This window comes from Sphingobium sp. SYK-6, from assembly GCF_000283515.1.
In the GTDB taxonomy this organism is placed as follows: Bacteria; Pseudomonadota; Alphaproteobacteria; order Sphingomonadales; family Sphingomonadaceae; genus Sphingobium; species Sphingobium lignivorans.
The window spans coordinates 2,839,502-2,854,338 of the sequence record NC_015976.1 but is presented as its reverse complement, the minus strand read 5'-3'; the positions used below and the strand labels follow the sequence as shown (position 1 = coordinate 2,854,338).

At 60.1% G+C, this 14,837-nt stretch carries 12 protein-coding genes; 9 read left to right on the top strand and 3 right to left on the bottom strand.

What is annotated here, in order from left to right; genetic code table 11:
• Positions 1-48: 48 nt before the first annotated feature.
• Positions 49-1,002 carry a hypothetical protein gene (locus SLG_RS13105; protein WP_041392024.1) on the bottom strand — a complete coding sequence of 318 codons (954 nt, stop codon included), beginning with the start codon at positions 1,000-1,002 and terminating at the stop codon, positions 49-51.
• Positions 1,003-1,122: 120 nt separating this feature from the next.
• Positions 1,123-1,677, bottom strand: a complete 555-nt coding sequence (locus SLG_RS13100; RefSeq protein ID WP_051003760.1) for a TetR family transcriptional regulator — start codon at positions 1,675-1,677, stop codon at positions 1,123-1,125.
• Between the two features lie 358 nt (positions 1,678-2,035).
• Here SLG_RS13100 and SLG_RS13090 point away from each other — a divergent pair, with 358 nt between their 5' ends.
• The 5 genes from SLG_RS13090 to SLG_RS13070 all read left to right on the top strand — a co-directional run bounded on the left by SLG_RS13090 (position 2,036) and on the right by SLG_RS13070 (position 9,356).
• Positions 2,036-3,022, top strand: coding sequence for a hypothetical protein (locus SLG_RS13090; protein WP_014076960.1), 987 nt, complete (start codon positions 2,036-2,038; stop codon positions 3,020-3,022).
• A gap of 222 nt (positions 3,023-3,244) precedes the next feature.
• Positions 3,245-6,142: a TonB-dependent receptor plug domain-containing protein gene (locus tag SLG_RS13085; protein WP_014076959.1), complete on the top strand. Its 2,898-nt coding sequence runs from the start codon at positions 3,245-3,247 to the stop codon at positions 6,140-6,142.
• 122 nt (positions 6,143-6,264) lie between these two features.
• Positions 6,265-7,119, top strand: a complete 855-nt coding sequence (locus SLG_RS13080) for a hypothetical protein (RefSeq protein WP_148276588.1) — start codon at positions 6,265-6,267, stop codon at positions 7,117-7,119.
• Between the two features lie 45 nt (positions 7,120-7,164).
• Positions 7,165-8,895, top strand: a complete 1,731-nt coding sequence (locus SLG_RS13075; protein WP_014076957.1) for a MoaF N-terminal domain-containing protein — start codon at positions 7,165-7,167, stop codon at positions 8,893-8,895.
• A complete protein-coding gene (locus tag SLG_RS13070) occupies positions 8,892-9,356 on the top strand; it encodes a hypothetical protein (protein WP_014076956.1) in 465 nt (154 codons plus the stop codon). Before SLG_RS13075 ends, SLG_RS13070 begins: the two co-directional genes overlap by 4 nt.
• A gap of 65 nt (positions 9,357-9,421) precedes the next feature.
• Here SLG_RS13070 and SLG_RS13065 read toward each other — a convergent pair whose 3' ends face one another.
• Complete coding sequence (locus SLG_RS13065; RefSeq protein ID WP_014076955.1) at positions 9,422-10,297, bottom strand: hypothetical protein; 876 nt, start codon at positions 10,295-10,297, stop codon at positions 9,422-9,424.
• A gap of 123 nt (positions 10,298-10,420) precedes the next feature.
• Between SLG_RS13065 and SLG_RS20445 the strand changes: the two genes are divergently transcribed.
• The 4 genes from SLG_RS20445 to SLG_RS13045 all read left to right on the top strand — a co-directional run bounded on the left by SLG_RS20445 (position 10,421) and on the right by SLG_RS13045 (position 14,808).
• The gene (locus SLG_RS20445) at positions 10,421-10,939 is read left to right on the top strand and encodes a MarR family winged helix-turn-helix transcriptional regulator (protein WP_158512722.1); all 519 of its coding nucleotides are present in this window, start codon (positions 10,421-10,423) and stop codon (positions 10,937-10,939) included.
• Positions 10,940-11,030: 91 nt separating this feature from the next.
• A complete protein-coding gene (locus SLG_RS20440; RefSeq protein WP_158512721.1) occupies positions 11,031-11,786 on the top strand; it encodes a MoaF N-terminal domain-containing protein in 756 nt (251 codons plus the stop codon).
• 30 nt (positions 11,787-11,816) lie between these two features.
• Complete coding sequence (locus SLG_RS13050) at positions 11,817-14,033, top strand: N,N-dimethylformamidase beta subunit family domain-containing protein (RefSeq protein ID WP_014076952.1); 2,217 nt, start codon at positions 11,817-11,819, stop codon at positions 14,031-14,033.
• A gap of 166 nt (positions 14,034-14,199) precedes the next feature.
• The gene (locus SLG_RS13045; protein WP_014076951.1) at positions 14,200-14,808 is read left to right on the top strand and encodes a nuclear transport factor 2 family protein; all 609 of its coding nucleotides are present in this window, start codon (positions 14,200-14,202) and stop codon (positions 14,806-14,808) included.
• Positions 14,809-14,837: the final 29 nt, after the last annotated feature.

Below are 14,837 nucleotides of genomic sequence, written 5' to 3'. Positions count from 1 at the left end.
GTGGCCGAAGGCGAACATTCTGTTTTTGGGCATTTGAGGCATTAGGGTTCAACGTATATCTTGAATTTGGTCGGACAGACCTTGTTCGTAGGTGCTCCACCCCGAGTTGATGCCATAAGGCGCGCGGTGGAAGATCGCTTCGATCCGACGGATCTGACCATTTTCGATTCGGAAAAGCTCACCTAACTGCCACGTCCAGTTAATCTGCTCATGGTCGAAAAAGGCGAATGCGAACACGATCCCGCGCTCTCGATCAACGGCTACGAAGCGACGGTCGCGGACGCGGGAAACGATGTTCTTGAGCGCGGCTTCGAACTGATATTTGCAGGTCATCCGCCCGCGCTTGCCTGTCGTCGGATCAAGCGCATTGGCAAGAACATCCATGCCGTTTTCAAAGCGGATGCAGTCATCCGTGAAGGGATAATAACCTTTGCCGTCGTTCCGCTGGAGCCCGGTGAAGTAATAATTTGCGGTTTTCACCAGCTCTTCGCGCGTTTGACGTTGCGCAACCGGGATCGGCGCCGTGAACCATGGATGGGGCTGCCCCATCTTTTCAACGCCCACGCCGGTCGGCGGGATGTCGCTGCGGCTGCTGTTCGTGTCGGCAGGGCGAGACGCGAGCTGCTCGATCTCGGTTATCCGATCGCCGCGTATTTTCAGTCGCAAGGCGATTGCGACGACAGATTCCTTACCATCGCGATTCTTTTCACGAACCGTGCCAAGAAACGCGACCTGCTGGGTTTCGATGTCCGGTACGGTGAATTTATACGTGCCGAGCGCACTCATCGAATGCCACAGGCCTTCATCACCCAGCGGCAGCTGGATGCCGTTTTCGGTGAATTTCACGTCTCGCGCAAACATGGCTTCGTCCACTTTGGCGTCGCGCATGGCGACCAGATAGCGGTCGACCCAGCCTTCAAGACAAGTGCGCGTGCAAGAGGGAGGGGCCGGCTGCTGAGCAGGTGCCGTCGACCCCACCATCAGCGCGATTGCCGGCGTCACGAATAGTTTCATGCGACACATCGAACCTCTCCCGATCCACCCTACCACTGTTAGGTTTTAACTATTGGTAGCGGGACGATGCGAACGCGCAAGCGAAATTGTTGCGCGAGGGCTGATGCCTCAGGTTTGCGGATCAGGGTCCGGGAAACCGCGGATGAGCGCAGACAGGCCGAAATGGAAGGCGTCGTCCGCTGACGTTACTTCGCGGCCGCGCTTCGCTGCGAGCGATGCTTGCTCATCGATGGTCCAGCCGAGCGTGAAGCGATAGGCCGACATGCGAATGAACCTTGCCTGCGAATGAGCGAAGCCAGCTTCGAGGAGCGGCTGATACAATGTCTGGATGAGCCGCTGCGATCGTTCCGTACCGGTTGGCCCTCCACCAGCGCAGAGAATTGCGCCATCCTTGCAAGACAGCATTGCGCCCCTCGTCATTGTCGAGATGGCCAAGATCCATGCGCGCCAGTCTTCTCCGGGCAATGGATCACGCCAACTGGGCGCAAGCAATTCCTCCGCCACATGATCCAGCAGAACCCGTTTGCTCGCAAAATGATGGTAGAGCGTGGCGCCTTGGACATCGAGCCGTTTCGCCAGCGTACGCATGCTCAGCCCGTCCAGCCCGCCTTCGCGGAGCAGGTCGAACGTCGCTGCGATAATTTGCTGTCGGTCGAGTGGCATCCTGCGAACTTTCCTCACCAGCGGCTCCTTTGGCAAGTGATGTTTCGTGGGTTGACACCTGCCCTATCGTCGTTAGGCTAACAGCGTTAGAAAATAAGAAATTGCTATGGCGCGCTGCAAGTCTCCCAGCGTTGCCGGGAGAGTGGGATGTCTCGACGAACATGGATCGAGCGACTGTCGGTGGCCGCATGTGCCCTGCCGTCGTCGCTTCAAGAAGAGCTCTTCAGGTTCTCCGAGGCGCGCGCGATGGAGCATTTGAGCGGCCTTGCCGATGACCTGATGGGGTTGAAGGCGGGCATCACGATCCCTGCTGCGCTGCCAAGCCGCGGGCTGTTCTTCAGTCGGGCGGGGTAAGGCGATGTCAGCCCGCATTCCTGCCACGACTGCCGCGCTATGCCTCGCTGTCTCTGGCGTCGCGGCCAAGAGCAACCCTGCATCCTATTCAGTTCCGGTCTCATGCGATCGTGGTTGCCTCGAAGCGCTGCTCGATCAGACGCTCGATGCAATGGCAGCGAACGACATCAGCCGGCTCCCGCTCGCCGGCGATGTGAAGGCGACCGAGAATGGCGTTGAGCGCGCATTATGGGACGGGCTATGGGGGACGGCCAATGCGCGCGGTCGCTATCGCATCACCGCCATCGATGCTGAGACCGGCCAGGCGGGCTTCGTCGGGACCATGATGGAGGACGGGCGACCCGTCTATATCGCCCTCCGCATCGGCGTACGCGAGCAGAAGATCGGTGAGATCGAAACGGTGGTCGCGCGCGGGGGAGCGGCCGGTCTCTCCGTTACATCGCCTGGCGCGAAAATCGAGGAGATCGGTACGCCGCGCCCGCAGTTCGAGCGCAACGTGCCGGAGCGCCAGCGCATGTCACGCGAAGAGCTTCTGCGTGTCGCAGATGCCTATTTCGCCAATCTCCAAGGGAGCACGGGCAAGACCAGCGCTCCTTTTGCAAAGGGCTGTGAGCGCATTGAGAATGGCGGACAGACCACAAATCTGAAGACGGTGAGGCCGGGCCGCGAGCGGTTTGACGCGCTGACATTGAGTTGCGAGGGCCAGCAACTCAGTGGCTTCTATGCTTTTGTGACAGGCATCAGGAATCGGCGCTATCCGGTCGTGGATCGTCAGCGCGGGCTGGTCCTGAGCTTTTCTTATTGGGATCATACGGGTGTAGTGAAGGATCTGGTGCTGACCAATGGCCTCACCGTGCCATCACCCTTCCGCGCTCCTCTGACGTTTCAGGTGGCAGAGCTCTTTCAGATCGATGCAGGCAAGCATGATCAGATCGAGGCTGTCATCAATACCGTCCCTTACGGCATGCATTCGGATGTCTGGGACAAATAACTTGGCATCTATCGGAGATCGTCCACCGCAAGCCAGTTGACACAGGCATCAAATGATCGTCTCATATGGGACGGATACTGAGCCATCGTACAGTGATCGTTGTGCGGATGAACCCGCGTCGCGAGGGTGACGAAAGCGCGCCCCGCCGTGAGCCATCCTCAAGCTAAATTTGCGACATAAACATGGGATGGAGCGGGACAGCTCCAAAAAGGGGAGGTCTGAATGGCCGTACAATCACAGCGTTTTTTTCGTCACTATCTGTTGAGCTCTGCCGCGCTTTTCTCGACGGTGCTGGTCTGCGTCATGCCGTCCGCGGCGTTTGCACAAGAAGCCACCGATCCTGCTGTTGGGGGCAGCACCAATTCGGCTGCCGCTGGCGCATCGATCGAGGGCGGCAATAACGACATCGTCGTCACCGGCTCGCGCGTGATCAGCGATGGCTTTTCCGCGCCCTCGCCGGTCACGGTCGTAGCGGCGCAGCAGCTTCTTACCAGCACACCCTCGACGATTGGCGAAGCACTCAACAAGCTGCCGCAGTTCGCCAACTCGGTGCGTCCAACGACGTCGCAGTTTGCGCCTGAGAGCGGTGCGGCGACCCAGCTCAACCTGCGCTCGCTTGGCGCACAGCGCAGCCTGATCCTACTGGACGGGCGCCGGGTTACGCCGAGCACATCCGATGGCATCGTCGATGTGTCGATCTTGCCGGAAGAGCTGGTGCAGCGCGTTGACATCGTCACCGGCGGCGCCTCTGCCGCTTACGGATCGGACGCTGTGGCCGGCGTTGTCAACTTCGTGCTCGATACAAGGTTCAAGGGCATAAAGGCTGCAGCGCAGGCGGGCATTACGCAGCGCGGCGACAATGAGACCCAGAAAATCTCGCTGACGGTTGGCGCCAATGTCGGCGAGCGGCTGCACATTGTCGCGAGCGGCAGTTATTTCATGCAATCTGGCGTGCGGGACTATCGCGATCGCGACTGGTTCCAGTCCTGCGCGCCGCTGGTGCTTGCGGGTCAGACGCCGCTGCGCGTGCGCACCTGCAACCTCAAGACGCCGCTCGAGGCGGATGGCGGCCTGATCGTTTCCGGCCCCTTGCGCGGAATCCAGTTCGGCCCTGGCGGCGTGCCGCAGCCATTCACGTTCGGAAATCCGCTGACGCCAAGTCAGATGGTCGGCGGCAGCGGAGAGGATCAGGGGCTCGACTTTACACCGGTTGCGGCGATCGAACGCAAGACGGCCTATGCCCATGCGCTTTACGAAGCGAGTGATTCCATCGATCTCTATGCCGACGCGCTCTACGGCAACAGCCTCGCCAAGTTTGGCGGCACGTTGATGGGCTTTTACGGCAATACGGCGCTCACCATTTATCGCGACAACGCCTTCCTTCCGCCATCCGTGGCGGCGCAGATGGATGCGGCGGGCATCACCCAATTTACGTTGGGTCATACCATGCGCCAGACCGGTCTGTTACGGAACCTTGGCGAGAGCGAAACGGTGCGCTTTTCTGGCGGCTTCAAAGCGAAGGTCGGTGGCGATTGGAGCCTCGATGGCCATTATGGCTACGGTACCAACCTCCAGACGATCCGCGCGGAAGGCAATCTGACGATCGAACGCGTGTTCGATGCGGTCGATGCGGTCCGCGATCCTGTGACAGGCAACATCGTTTGCAATCGCTCGTTGACGGTGCCAGCCGTGCAGGGCTGTGTGCCGTTCAACGTGTTCGGCCCAGACGCCGCGTCGCAGGCCGCCATCGACTATATCCGGTCCAGCCCTTACGGGGGAACCGGATCGCGGACCTTCGAACGCACCAAGCAGCATGTGGCCGAAATCGTCCTGAGCGGTACGCCCTTTGCGACCTGGGCGGGCGACGTCGCGATCGCCGTTGGCGGCGGCTATCGAAAGGAATCGGTCAATCGGACTGTTGACCCGGGTTCGGACGGGCTCAAATTCCCGAACGGTCAGCCGCGCGGCGTGGCGAATACGCGTTATGCCACCAGCACGTTCGGCGCCTATTTCCTCTCAAATCAACGCCCGATTGTGGGCGGATATGATTTGTGGGAAGTCTTCGGCGAAGCGCTGATCCCGCTCGCCGATGGAGTGCCATTCGCGCAGAAGCTGGACCTGAACCTTGCTGGTCGGCACACGAGCTACAGCACCAGCGGCGGCGTCAACACCTGGAAGGTCGGGCTCAACTGGCAGCCGATCGATGATATCCGCTTCCGCGCGACCCGGTCGCGTGATATCCGTGCGCCAAACTTGCGCGAGCTGTTTTCGACATCCGCTGCGGGGGCGTCCGCCGCGGTCGACCCGTTTCGCAACAATGAAACACCAGTGGTCGTCAGCCAGGCAAATGGCTCGACCGCGCTTAAGCCGGAAGTGGCCGACACGCTCACTGTCGGCGGTGTATTCACGCCTTCCTTCATTCCCGGACTCAACATATCGGCTGATTATTATACGGTGCAGATTGATGATGCGATCGGACAGCTTGGCGTCCAGAACATCATCGATCAGTGCTTCCGAGGTGCCACGGCATTGTGCCCAAGGCTCGAACGCGCGCCCAATGGCGTTCTGTTCCGGGTCGATAATGGCTTCCTCAACATCAATCGCCTGAAAACGCGTGGCCTGGATATCGAAGGCAGCTATCGCACCGAGCTGGGGAGCGGTTCGCTTGGCCTCAGGGCCATTGCATCGCGCGTGTTCGAGCTTTCGACGCTCATTCCGGGGTCGACGGTCGTGAATCGCGCAGGTCAGGTCGGTGTCGATGGCGGTGTGCCGAAGTGGACCTTCAACATCAATGCCACGCTCAAATTCGGCGGTTTCACCGCGAGTGTGGACGAGCGGATTATCGGCGCCGGCACATATGACGCGACGTTCGTGGAAGGCGTGACCATCGATGATAATCATGTTCCGGCAATTACTTACACGGACCTGAGCCTGACGCAGGATATCACAACCGAGAATGGCCGGAAGTTCCAGATATTCGCGACAGTGAACAATCTGCTCGATCAGGATCCTCCGGGCAATGCCGGGAATTTCTTCGTGTTCGCGACGCGGCCCACGAATACCTTCCTTTACGACCAGATCGGGCGCTCCTTCACCGTCGGCGTGCGGGTGCAACTGTAGGCAGTCCGATTTTCACTCTGGCGAGCGCGCAATCTGCGCTCGCCAATTTCTCACAAGATGCAGCCTGCGGATCGTCAACATCATGCGCAGGATGGACATGTTCAATTACGGAAGGGATGGGAATGCTGAGAAAGATAGCCGGTCTGGCGCTCGGATCTTGTATTGCTCTCACCGCCATGCCTGCGATGGCGCAGCAAAGCTGCACACGCACGGCCCTGGAGGAAGCAACCCAATCCTATGTGGCAGCTCAGCAGGCGGGAAATCCCAGCCTGATCAAGCTGGCTCCCGATGCCAAGCTTCAGGAGCAGATGGAGCCCATCACGCTTGCCGCTGCTCTGCTCAACAAACCGCAGAAAATAGATTTTCATCGCGCGATTCATGACACCCAGGGCTGTGAAAGCTTCGTGGAAGTGATCATCACCGATCCAGCGCATCCCTATGTGCTGGGCACGCGGATCAAGCTCACGGGCGATCTGGTCCGCGAAATAGAAACACTGGTTACGGATGCGGATGACTGGCTGTTCAAGGCGTCCAACACGCTGGCTTATTCACGGGCAGAGAAGTGGGACATGATCCCCACGGAGAAGCAGGACAACCGCGAGACAATCATCGCCGCCGCCGATGCCTATCTCAACCTCTTCAACGACCCGACGGTCAGAGTGCCGTGGGGCAGTCCATGCGCGCGACTGGAGGGAGGCATCTATACCGCCAAGGGCGCGCCCGGCGTGGTAAGCAAAGAGGATAGCTGCGCCGTTGGTGTGCCTAAGAACACGCCGCTGGTCGACCGTCGCTATCTTGTCGACCAGGATCTTGGCTCGGTCGTCGTGTTGCTGCGCTTCGGCAACAGCAGCCTGCCCGACAGCCACCTGTTCCGGGTTGAAAATGGCCTGCTTCGCTATGTGCATACCATCACGGTCTGCAAGACGCTCAACTGCGGTTTCCCGGTCAAGCCCATCCCCAATCCGCCGCGCGGCTGAACGAGGGTGACGTCCAGATAACAGAGACTGCAAGGGAGAATTCGGATGGCGGGCACACCCTATCCCAAGGAACAATATAACCGCATTCCGTGGACCAAGCTCAGCGACGCCCAGATCCTGTCAGCACTCCGGCCAGTGGCTGAGACGGGGCCGGCGAGCCACGGCAAGAGGCCCGATCTGCTCGCGGGCAAGCAGTTGCGCATCGTGACCGACAAGGGGCTCACGCTCAATTATCGTTTTACCGGCGCAGACAGGCTGACGGTTGCGGAGAATGGCGCCAAGGCCGTGACTGCAGGCTATGGGGCACTCGCACTGGACGAGATTGTCGTGCTCACTCACCTGATCCCGAACAGTGAGCGCGGCTTTGCTGTGATCATCGACCAAGCCACCAATCTTGCGACGGTGTTTGAGGTCTGGTTCGGCGGGTTTGTCGACAAGCGCGAGGTGATGCGCGAAATCTACCACGGTTATGTCGATGTTGCGGGTAGCGGCCCGCCAGCCGCTCGCCACGCAGCGACCAATCGCGTTGAAGGGAAGGCCTATCACTGGACGCAGGACAATGGCATAGAGACGCTCGAATTTTATCCGAGCGCGGCCTATTCTCATTTCGTGGAACTCACCCGCACAGGCGGCGAACTGGGATTTTGCGGACCCTCCGATTATATCCGCCTGTCCGAAGAAGCCTATATCTACACACGCACCGAGTGCGAGTTCTCGGGGATCTTCACCCTTTACGTGATGGATGTGAACCGGATTGAGCAGATTGGATTTCGATTAGGCTTCGATCAGCGCGACAAGCTGGAATATTACATGTTCCGCGGCCAGGGCGAATGGCTTGGTCAGCTCGCCCAGTTTGAGAAATTCGGCGATACAAGGGGGAATGTCGTGCCCCCGGATGAGCCTGGTAAAGGCGCGCGCCGCGTGTATCGTCCTTTGCGCACCTGGAAGACGCTCACCAAGGCACAGGTCGATGAAGCGGCGAAGACGAAGCTGGTGTTCGACAAGCCGAGCCAAATGGCAAAAAACGGCAATCCCCCCACGGACAAGCTGACGGGCAAGGCGCTGACCGTCCGTTACGACAATGGCCCCTCCATCGAATATCGCTTTGATGAGGCCGATCGTTTGCGATGGCGCTATGTGGGGGAGGTAAACTGGATCACTGCCCGCTACAATGCTTGGGAATCCGCGCCGGGCTTGTATATTTTCGGCCATCTGCTGGAAGGCGCGCCGAACCACGACTGCCATTCGACCGTGATCGATCTCGATGCGGGGCTGGCCACCTGTTTCAACGGCTACGTCAATACACCCTATATCGCCAATGAGGCTGCCGCCCGGACGCTGTTCGGCACGGTGGAAGGGGAGGGGATCCAGCCGCCCAAGTTCAGACGTCATGAGCGAACCAATGAATTGCTCGGTCGTGCGTTGACGTGGAATTACGCGCCCGGCCTCACGTCGATGCACCTCTATTCGACACCGCGCACTGTCTCCTGGATCATCTTCACCGATGAAAACGCGGGGGGAATGGAGTGGAGCGGTTCGGGGGATTTCGTGAAAATTCGCGATCAGATCTATTTTGCGCATTGGCTTGAAGAAGCGTGCAACGGGTCGATGGGCACCTTCCTGATCAACATGCGCACCATGCATGACGCCGGCATCGGCTATCATTGTGACGAGAAGGGGCTGAGCCTTGGCCCCATCGGTGCGCATTCGCGCCACGCTGGCAAGTTGGACCTCGACCGGTTCTACGCGCAAAAGACAAAGAGGAGCGACGCATGACCACCGACACCACTGCATCCCGCCGCTCATTCCTGAAAAGCAGCGCGTTCATCGCAATGCCGCTCATCACCGTGCCCACTGCCGCGCTCGCCGACGACGGCGCTGCTGTGCGGCTGGCGCAATTGGAGGACGAGGCGGCCGTGCGCAAAGTGCATGAGCGCTGGCTGCGCGACACCGCAGGGGCCGTGACGCATCTTGATGGCGCGAGCGCGGTGACCCCAGACCATGATGCCCAGCCCCTCGCGATCCAGATTGCAGACGATGGCCGCAGTGCCATCGCCCGTCAGCCCTGTGTCGTCGAGTCTGCGTCGACGCTGGAGGCAGATTGCACATTCGCGCAAATGGCCTTGGCGCAAGGCAATCGTTGCATGCGCCAGACCGAGCGCCGTGTGCTGATTACGACATTGGCCAAACATGATGATGGATGGGTCGTCACGAAGGTCCGGTTTGCCGAGGCCTAAGATAAATGCGGGTGTGCGCGAGCCAAGCCCCTCGCGCCAAGCGACAGATCAAGGGCAGCTGCGGTTCACCAGCCCGATCTCATGCCATAAGGCACCATATTGAGCACAACTTCTATTTGCGCGATCTTGCCGCGCCGTAGTTTGAACAGTTCAAAGATTTGCCAGGAATAGGGCTGTCGCACGCTGATCGGCACGGTGCGGCCGTCGGTCAGCTTTGCTTCGTGGACGGTTCCTGCATGATCGAGGAAGGGCAGGCTGGCCACAACGCCGCGCTCTGTGTCGATAACCGGAAAGCGCCGATCACGCACCTGCGTCACGAACACGAAATAGCCAAGAGCGAACTGTTCTGCCGGGCCGAGGCCATAAAAGGGTGGCGAGCCCTCCTTGTCGAACTCTGGCGCCTGCGTGGCATAGACGCCATTGTCGAGCCGACGGCATCCCTCCTCAAATGGAGCAATGAAATGCCCGTCGTTGCGCTCGAGCGTGCGGAAGTAGGAATCGGCCAGAGCGGCGAGCGCCTCCCGCGACATGCGGTCCTGCTCCGGAGGCACTTCCTTCCAGATGGGGAGGGGCTTGCCCATGGCAGCCAACTTTTTTGGGCCATCCTTGTAGAACAGGATGTCGGTGCGCGAGATCACCATTTCCGCCTCGGCAATGCGATCGCCGCGCAATGCAAGGCGAATTCCGGCGATCACAGGTCGGTCATTTTCAAGTATCACCGCCGTCATCGCGATGCCGCCCGTTTCGCGATCGATGACAATATGCTGATAGCGGCCGGTGCCATTCGCGGTGCCCCACAGCCCATCGCCCAGCGTCAGCTCTTGCCCATTTTCTGTGAGGCGGAACTCTGGGTGAAGAGGTAAGTTGCCGGGGTCACGCGCGATCAGCCCATCGAGATATCGCATACCGAGTTGTTCAAGATCATCGCGGTTATAGTGCATCAAGCATTCTCCTCACCGCAATAGTGATGGTCCCAAACGGGACTGTCAAGTTGGGCAGTTGACCCCCGCCGTTCACATCGGCTAGCCGGGCTTCCTGAACGTGCACGAACAGACGTCTTGCGATTGGAAATTGAGGGCGGAACGGACTTGGGGCGAAAGATATCCACAGGGGCAATCGACCGCATTCCTGCAGAGCTTCGCCAGCGCGTGCTGGGGGAGGGCGGAGACTGGTTCGGGCTTCGCATGATCCTCATCGGCAATTATTATTCAGCGGAGGCCTTTGCAGCGCTTGCCCAGGACCATGGTCTGCTTCGTGACGAGTTCACCATTCTTGGCTATCTGTCCGACTATGGAGAGATGACCGCGAATGTGATCTGCGCGATGAGCGGGCGACCGAAGAACAGCATCAGTCGCGGGGTGATCAAGCTCACGGCCAACAAGCTCATTACCGCGCGACCGAGCGAAGAGGATCGCCGTTATATGGTGCTCGACGTGACCGACGAGGGTCGCGCGCTTTACATGCAGGCAATGAAGCTGTTCCGGGAGCGAGAAGAGGAGATATTCGGCTTTTTGTCGCGACGCGATTTGGCCAAGCTGGACGATCTGCTGATGAAAATCCTCGCCCACTGGCATGCACGTTGAGTTGACATAATCTCATTTGGGACTATTCCTGCCCCAGCGCGGGAGAGGAATTGTCATGTACGAAGTCGCACCGATCCGTCCGGTCCCGCCCATGGTGCGCGACATGGACCTGGGCAAGAACCGCCAGGAATCGACCACGATACTGGCCGGGCAGGACATCCAGCTCGACCATGACGATGGCGCTGCCCTTATCCTCCGGTTCGGGATCGACAGGGTGACATGGGAGATGAGCGGAGCGGCGGAGCCCGCCTCTGGAGGCGCCCCTTATGATGCGGTTGAGGTTCGCCCAGGCATCTTCTTCGTTCATATCGCCGAGGCGGAGCGCAAACTCGGCCTCACGCATGTGATTGACCGCGAGCAGGGGCGTGCAATTACGGTCTGGGACCAATTGATCGAAGGTGAAAGCGCGATGCGCCGCCTGGTCCGTCCGGCGCGGATCGCGGGCAGCACTGTCGATTATCTGCCAATAGCGGAGAGCCGCGAACTGATCGGCAGGCGCGCTTACTGCCAATATAGTGAAGAAGCCGCGCTGGAACATGTGTACGTCAATTCGCGGGCAATCCTGTGGCAATGGCTGATCTTACCGAGCGATCCCCGCTTCGATGTGCTGAGGACGGAGGTTGGGATCGAGGCCGTGAGTACGTGCAAGGTCGGCGATGAGCTCTTTCTTCTCGCGCTGCACGATGGCGGCTCCATCGAACTGACATTGCTGATGGATTTCGCCCAAGGTCGTAATGTCGGCCAGCTATTTGGCGGGACGGAGGGCGGGATCGTCAGTCGGCCCGTTGGCGCCAAAATCATTCCGCTCGGTTACATCGATTATCCGCAAGGATTTGAGCCTGGCTGATCCTGCCGACCAGCGCCCCCGGAGAGAGCGATGAACGAGCTGCCGATCACAGGGTATCTTAACCGCCTCTCTGCACGTCCTGGTGAGCAGCTTGAGGCGCGGATCAGCGTTCGGCGTGGGGGACGCTATCAGGTGCGGCTGGTGCGGGTCATCTCGGCTGATCCCAACCCTGCCGGACCAGGGTTGCAGTTCGAGGATTTGTCATCCCTGTACCAGACCGAGCAGCTGGGGCATCGCCAGCCGATCCGTCTCGGCTCCTTTGCCGAAGCGCCGGGGCCCGGCATCATCACCGATGCCGCCTGCTGGACAGCGCTCGTCATGCCCTCAATGGCGCAATCTGCGCCGCGCGTCGTGCTTCATCATGCGGGTGCGGCGGCCAAGCTTACGTTGAGCATCGGAAGCGGAAAGGTTGAGGCGCGGCTGGACACGGGGCAGGGGGTCTTCGTTGCTGAGGTCGCGGGGCGGCTGCGCCATGATCGCTGGCACCGTATCTGGGCCAGTCTCGACCTCGGGTCGGGCCGGCTGCTCGTTGGCTTCCATACGCCCGCTCATCTTTATGAGCCAGCCCAGAGCGGTTCCAATGAGGTGGAGGTGGTTCACGCCTCGATGCCTGGTCGAGGTCTCGTGCGGCTCGCGGCGGCCAGACCCGGCGGACAGGAGGAGACTTTCAACGGGAAGATCGAGGACCCGGCCATTCTCGCCTCGTTCCGCGCAGAATGGCCCCGCCCGCTTGAATCGCTTGAGGAGCTTGGCAATCGCCTCATCTGTGGCTGGGATCTCGGGATCGGGATTGATACGCAGCAGATTGTGAGCGTCGGCGGGCAAGGCTGCGACGGGACGCTCGTCAATCTGCCCATGCGCGGCGTGGTCGGTGCACGCTGGACTGGCGCCGAGCAGAGCTGGCGGCATGCTCCTGGCCATTATGCCGCGATCAGGTTCCACGAAGATGATCTGGGTGATTGCGGCTGGGCGCAAAGCTTCGCATTCGCGGTTCCCGAGGGGCTGAAGAGCGGATCCTATGCGCTCCATCTCCGCTGCGAGGATGGTGAGGATTGGCTGCCCTTTTATGTGCTCGCCCCGCGTGACGGGCCGCGCGCGAACGTGGTGTTTCTCGCGCCCACCTTCACCTATCAGGCCTATGGCAACCATGCGATTGGCTGGACCGATGACGCGCTGCGCGCCCGGATAGCAGAATGGGGGGCTTACCCTCATACGCCTGATGACTTTCCGATCTATGGCCGCTGCACGTACAATCATCACCCGGACGGATCGGGTATCGCCTATGCCTCGAGAGCGCGGCCGATCCTGACGATGCGGCCAGGGTTCCTCACTTTCAAGGACAGGGCCGAGGGCGGGTCAGGTGTGCGCCACTACGCCTCGGATTCGCACCTGCTCGGCTGGCTGGAGGCGCGGGAGATCGAGTTTGACGTGATAACGGACGAAGATCTCCATGAGGAAGGAGTCGCGCTGCTCGGCGGATATCGGGTGGTGTTGACGGGCGGCCATCCGGAATATCATACCGCCGAAACGCTCGATGCCTTGCAAGCGCATGTGCAGAGGGGCGGGCGCCTTTGCTATCTTGGTGGCAACGGCTTTTATTGGCGGATCGGCCGAAACCCGTCGCTGCCATGGGCCCTCGAGGTTCGTCGCGCTGAAAATGGCGTACGCGCCTGGGCAGCCGAGCCCGGCGAATATTATCATGCGCTCGATGGCAAGTTCGGAGGCCTATGGAAGCGCAACCGGCGTGATCCACAGCAGCTTGTTTTGACCGGATTCTCGACGCAGGGTCGATATGAATCTGCATGGTTCCGGCGCACCGACGAGTCTCGCCACCCGGCAGTTTCGTGGATATTCGAGGGCGTGGACGGCGAAGTTTTCGGGGATTGCGGCCTCAATTCCGGAGGCGCCGCAGGTTACGAACTTGACCGTGCTGACACGCGACTGGGCACACCGGACGGGGCAGTCGTCATCGCTCGGTCTGAAGGCCTACAGGCGGGCTTCCTGCCGCTCATGGAGGACATGCGCTTTCCCCCTCAAGCGCTTACCGGCGAGGATGCCGGAGCACTCGTGCGGGGTGACATGACCTATTTCGTTACCGAGGGCGGCGGCGCTGTGTTTGCCGCCTCTTCCATAAGTTTCAACGGGAGCCTCTGGTGCAATGGCGCGTTCGGCGGCCCCGTGAGTCGCATTCTCGAAAATGTTGTTCGCCGCTTTTCTCGAGGTACTCACGAGCCGCTGGCGGACTGAATGCTGCTGATTGCGCCTTGAATCCCGCGCGCAATGGCGCTTCTCCAAACCCGGCAAAATTTCCGCTCACCATCGGCAAAGATTTTGCAATCCGGTCCCAAATGAGACTATAATTGCCCTTATGGTGTCGCGAAGGAACGAGGCATCAAACAAGAGGAGAGCGGACATGTTTCGAACGGGGCGGCCGGGCAATTTCATGATCGCGTTGGCGATGCTTGGCGGTGTGGTCATTTCCAGCGGAGCCCTTGCAAGCCCTGCGGATGATCGTGCGGCGATTGAGGATCTTCATGGCCGCTACTTGTTTGCATTCGATTGGCACGACGCGGCGAGCTATGCAGCCACCTTCGCCGAAGATGGCATTCTCGATTATGGTGCTGGCGAGATCAAAGGTCGCAAGGCGATCGCGGCATTTATTGAAGAAGGCCGTAAACGGACTGCTGAAGCGCGCGCAAAGGCGCCTGCCGGGGAGCGTCCGAAGGGAGGACGCCACATCATTTCAAATATCGTCGTCAAACTCGACGGGAACAAGGCGCACGGACTGGCCTACTGGACCCATATGACGAGCGGACCGACAGGTTATGGCACGGTCGATTTCTGGGGCCACTACGAAGACGAACTCGTCAAGGTTGATGGCCAGTGGCTGTATGCGCGTCGCCGCATCTACAATCAGGCCATCCCCGAATGGTCGGCCCAGGACGCCAACCCGGTTGTCACACCCAGCGCCCCGCCGCGCCAGCGCGCGACTCCTGCACAGGGCATATCAGCCAATCGATAAACACTTCTATCGGACGACACGATCATGGG

What these genes read in the sequence shown, in the direction of transcription:
- SLG_RS13090 (WP_014076960.1), top strand. Translation starts at nt 2,036, where the DNA reads ATGTCAGCCCGCATTCCTGCCACGACTGCCGCGCTATGCCTCGCTGTC.
- SLG_RS13070 (WP_014076956.1), top strand. Translation starts at nt 8,892, where the DNA reads ATGACCACCGACACCACTGCATCCCGCCGCTCATTCCTGAAAAGCAGC.
- SLG_RS13065 (WP_014076955.1), bottom strand. Translation starts at nt 10,297, where the DNA reads ATGCACTATAACCGCGATGATCTTGAACAACTCGGTATGCGATATCTC.
- SLG_RS13080 (WP_148276588.1), top strand. Translation starts at nt 6,265, where the DNA reads ATGCTGAGAAAGATAGCCGGTCTGGCGCTCGGATCTTGTATTGCTCTC.
- SLG_RS13085 (WP_014076959.1), top strand. Translation starts at nt 3,245, where the DNA reads ATGGCCGTACAATCACAGCGTTTTTTTCGTCACTATCTGTTGAGCTCT.
- SLG_RS20440 (WP_158512721.1), top strand. Translation starts at nt 11,031, where the DNA reads ATGGTGCGCGACATGGACCTGGGCAAGAACCGCCAGGAATCGACCACG.
- SLG_RS13100 (WP_051003760.1), bottom strand. Translation starts at nt 1,677, where the DNA reads ATGCCACTCGACCGACAGCAAATTATCGCAGCGACGTTCGACCTGCTC.
- SLG_RS13045 (WP_014076951.1), top strand. Translation starts at nt 14,200, where the DNA reads ATGTTTCGAACGGGGCGGCCGGGCAATTTCATGATCGCGTTGGCGATG.
- SLG_RS13050 (WP_014076952.1), top strand. Translation starts at nt 11,817, where the DNA reads ATGAACGAGCTGCCGATCACAGGGTATCTTAACCGCCTCTCTGCACGT.
- SLG_RS13075 (WP_014076957.1), top strand. Translation starts at nt 7,165, where the DNA reads ATGGCGGGCACACCCTATCCCAAGGAACAATATAACCGCATTCCGTGG.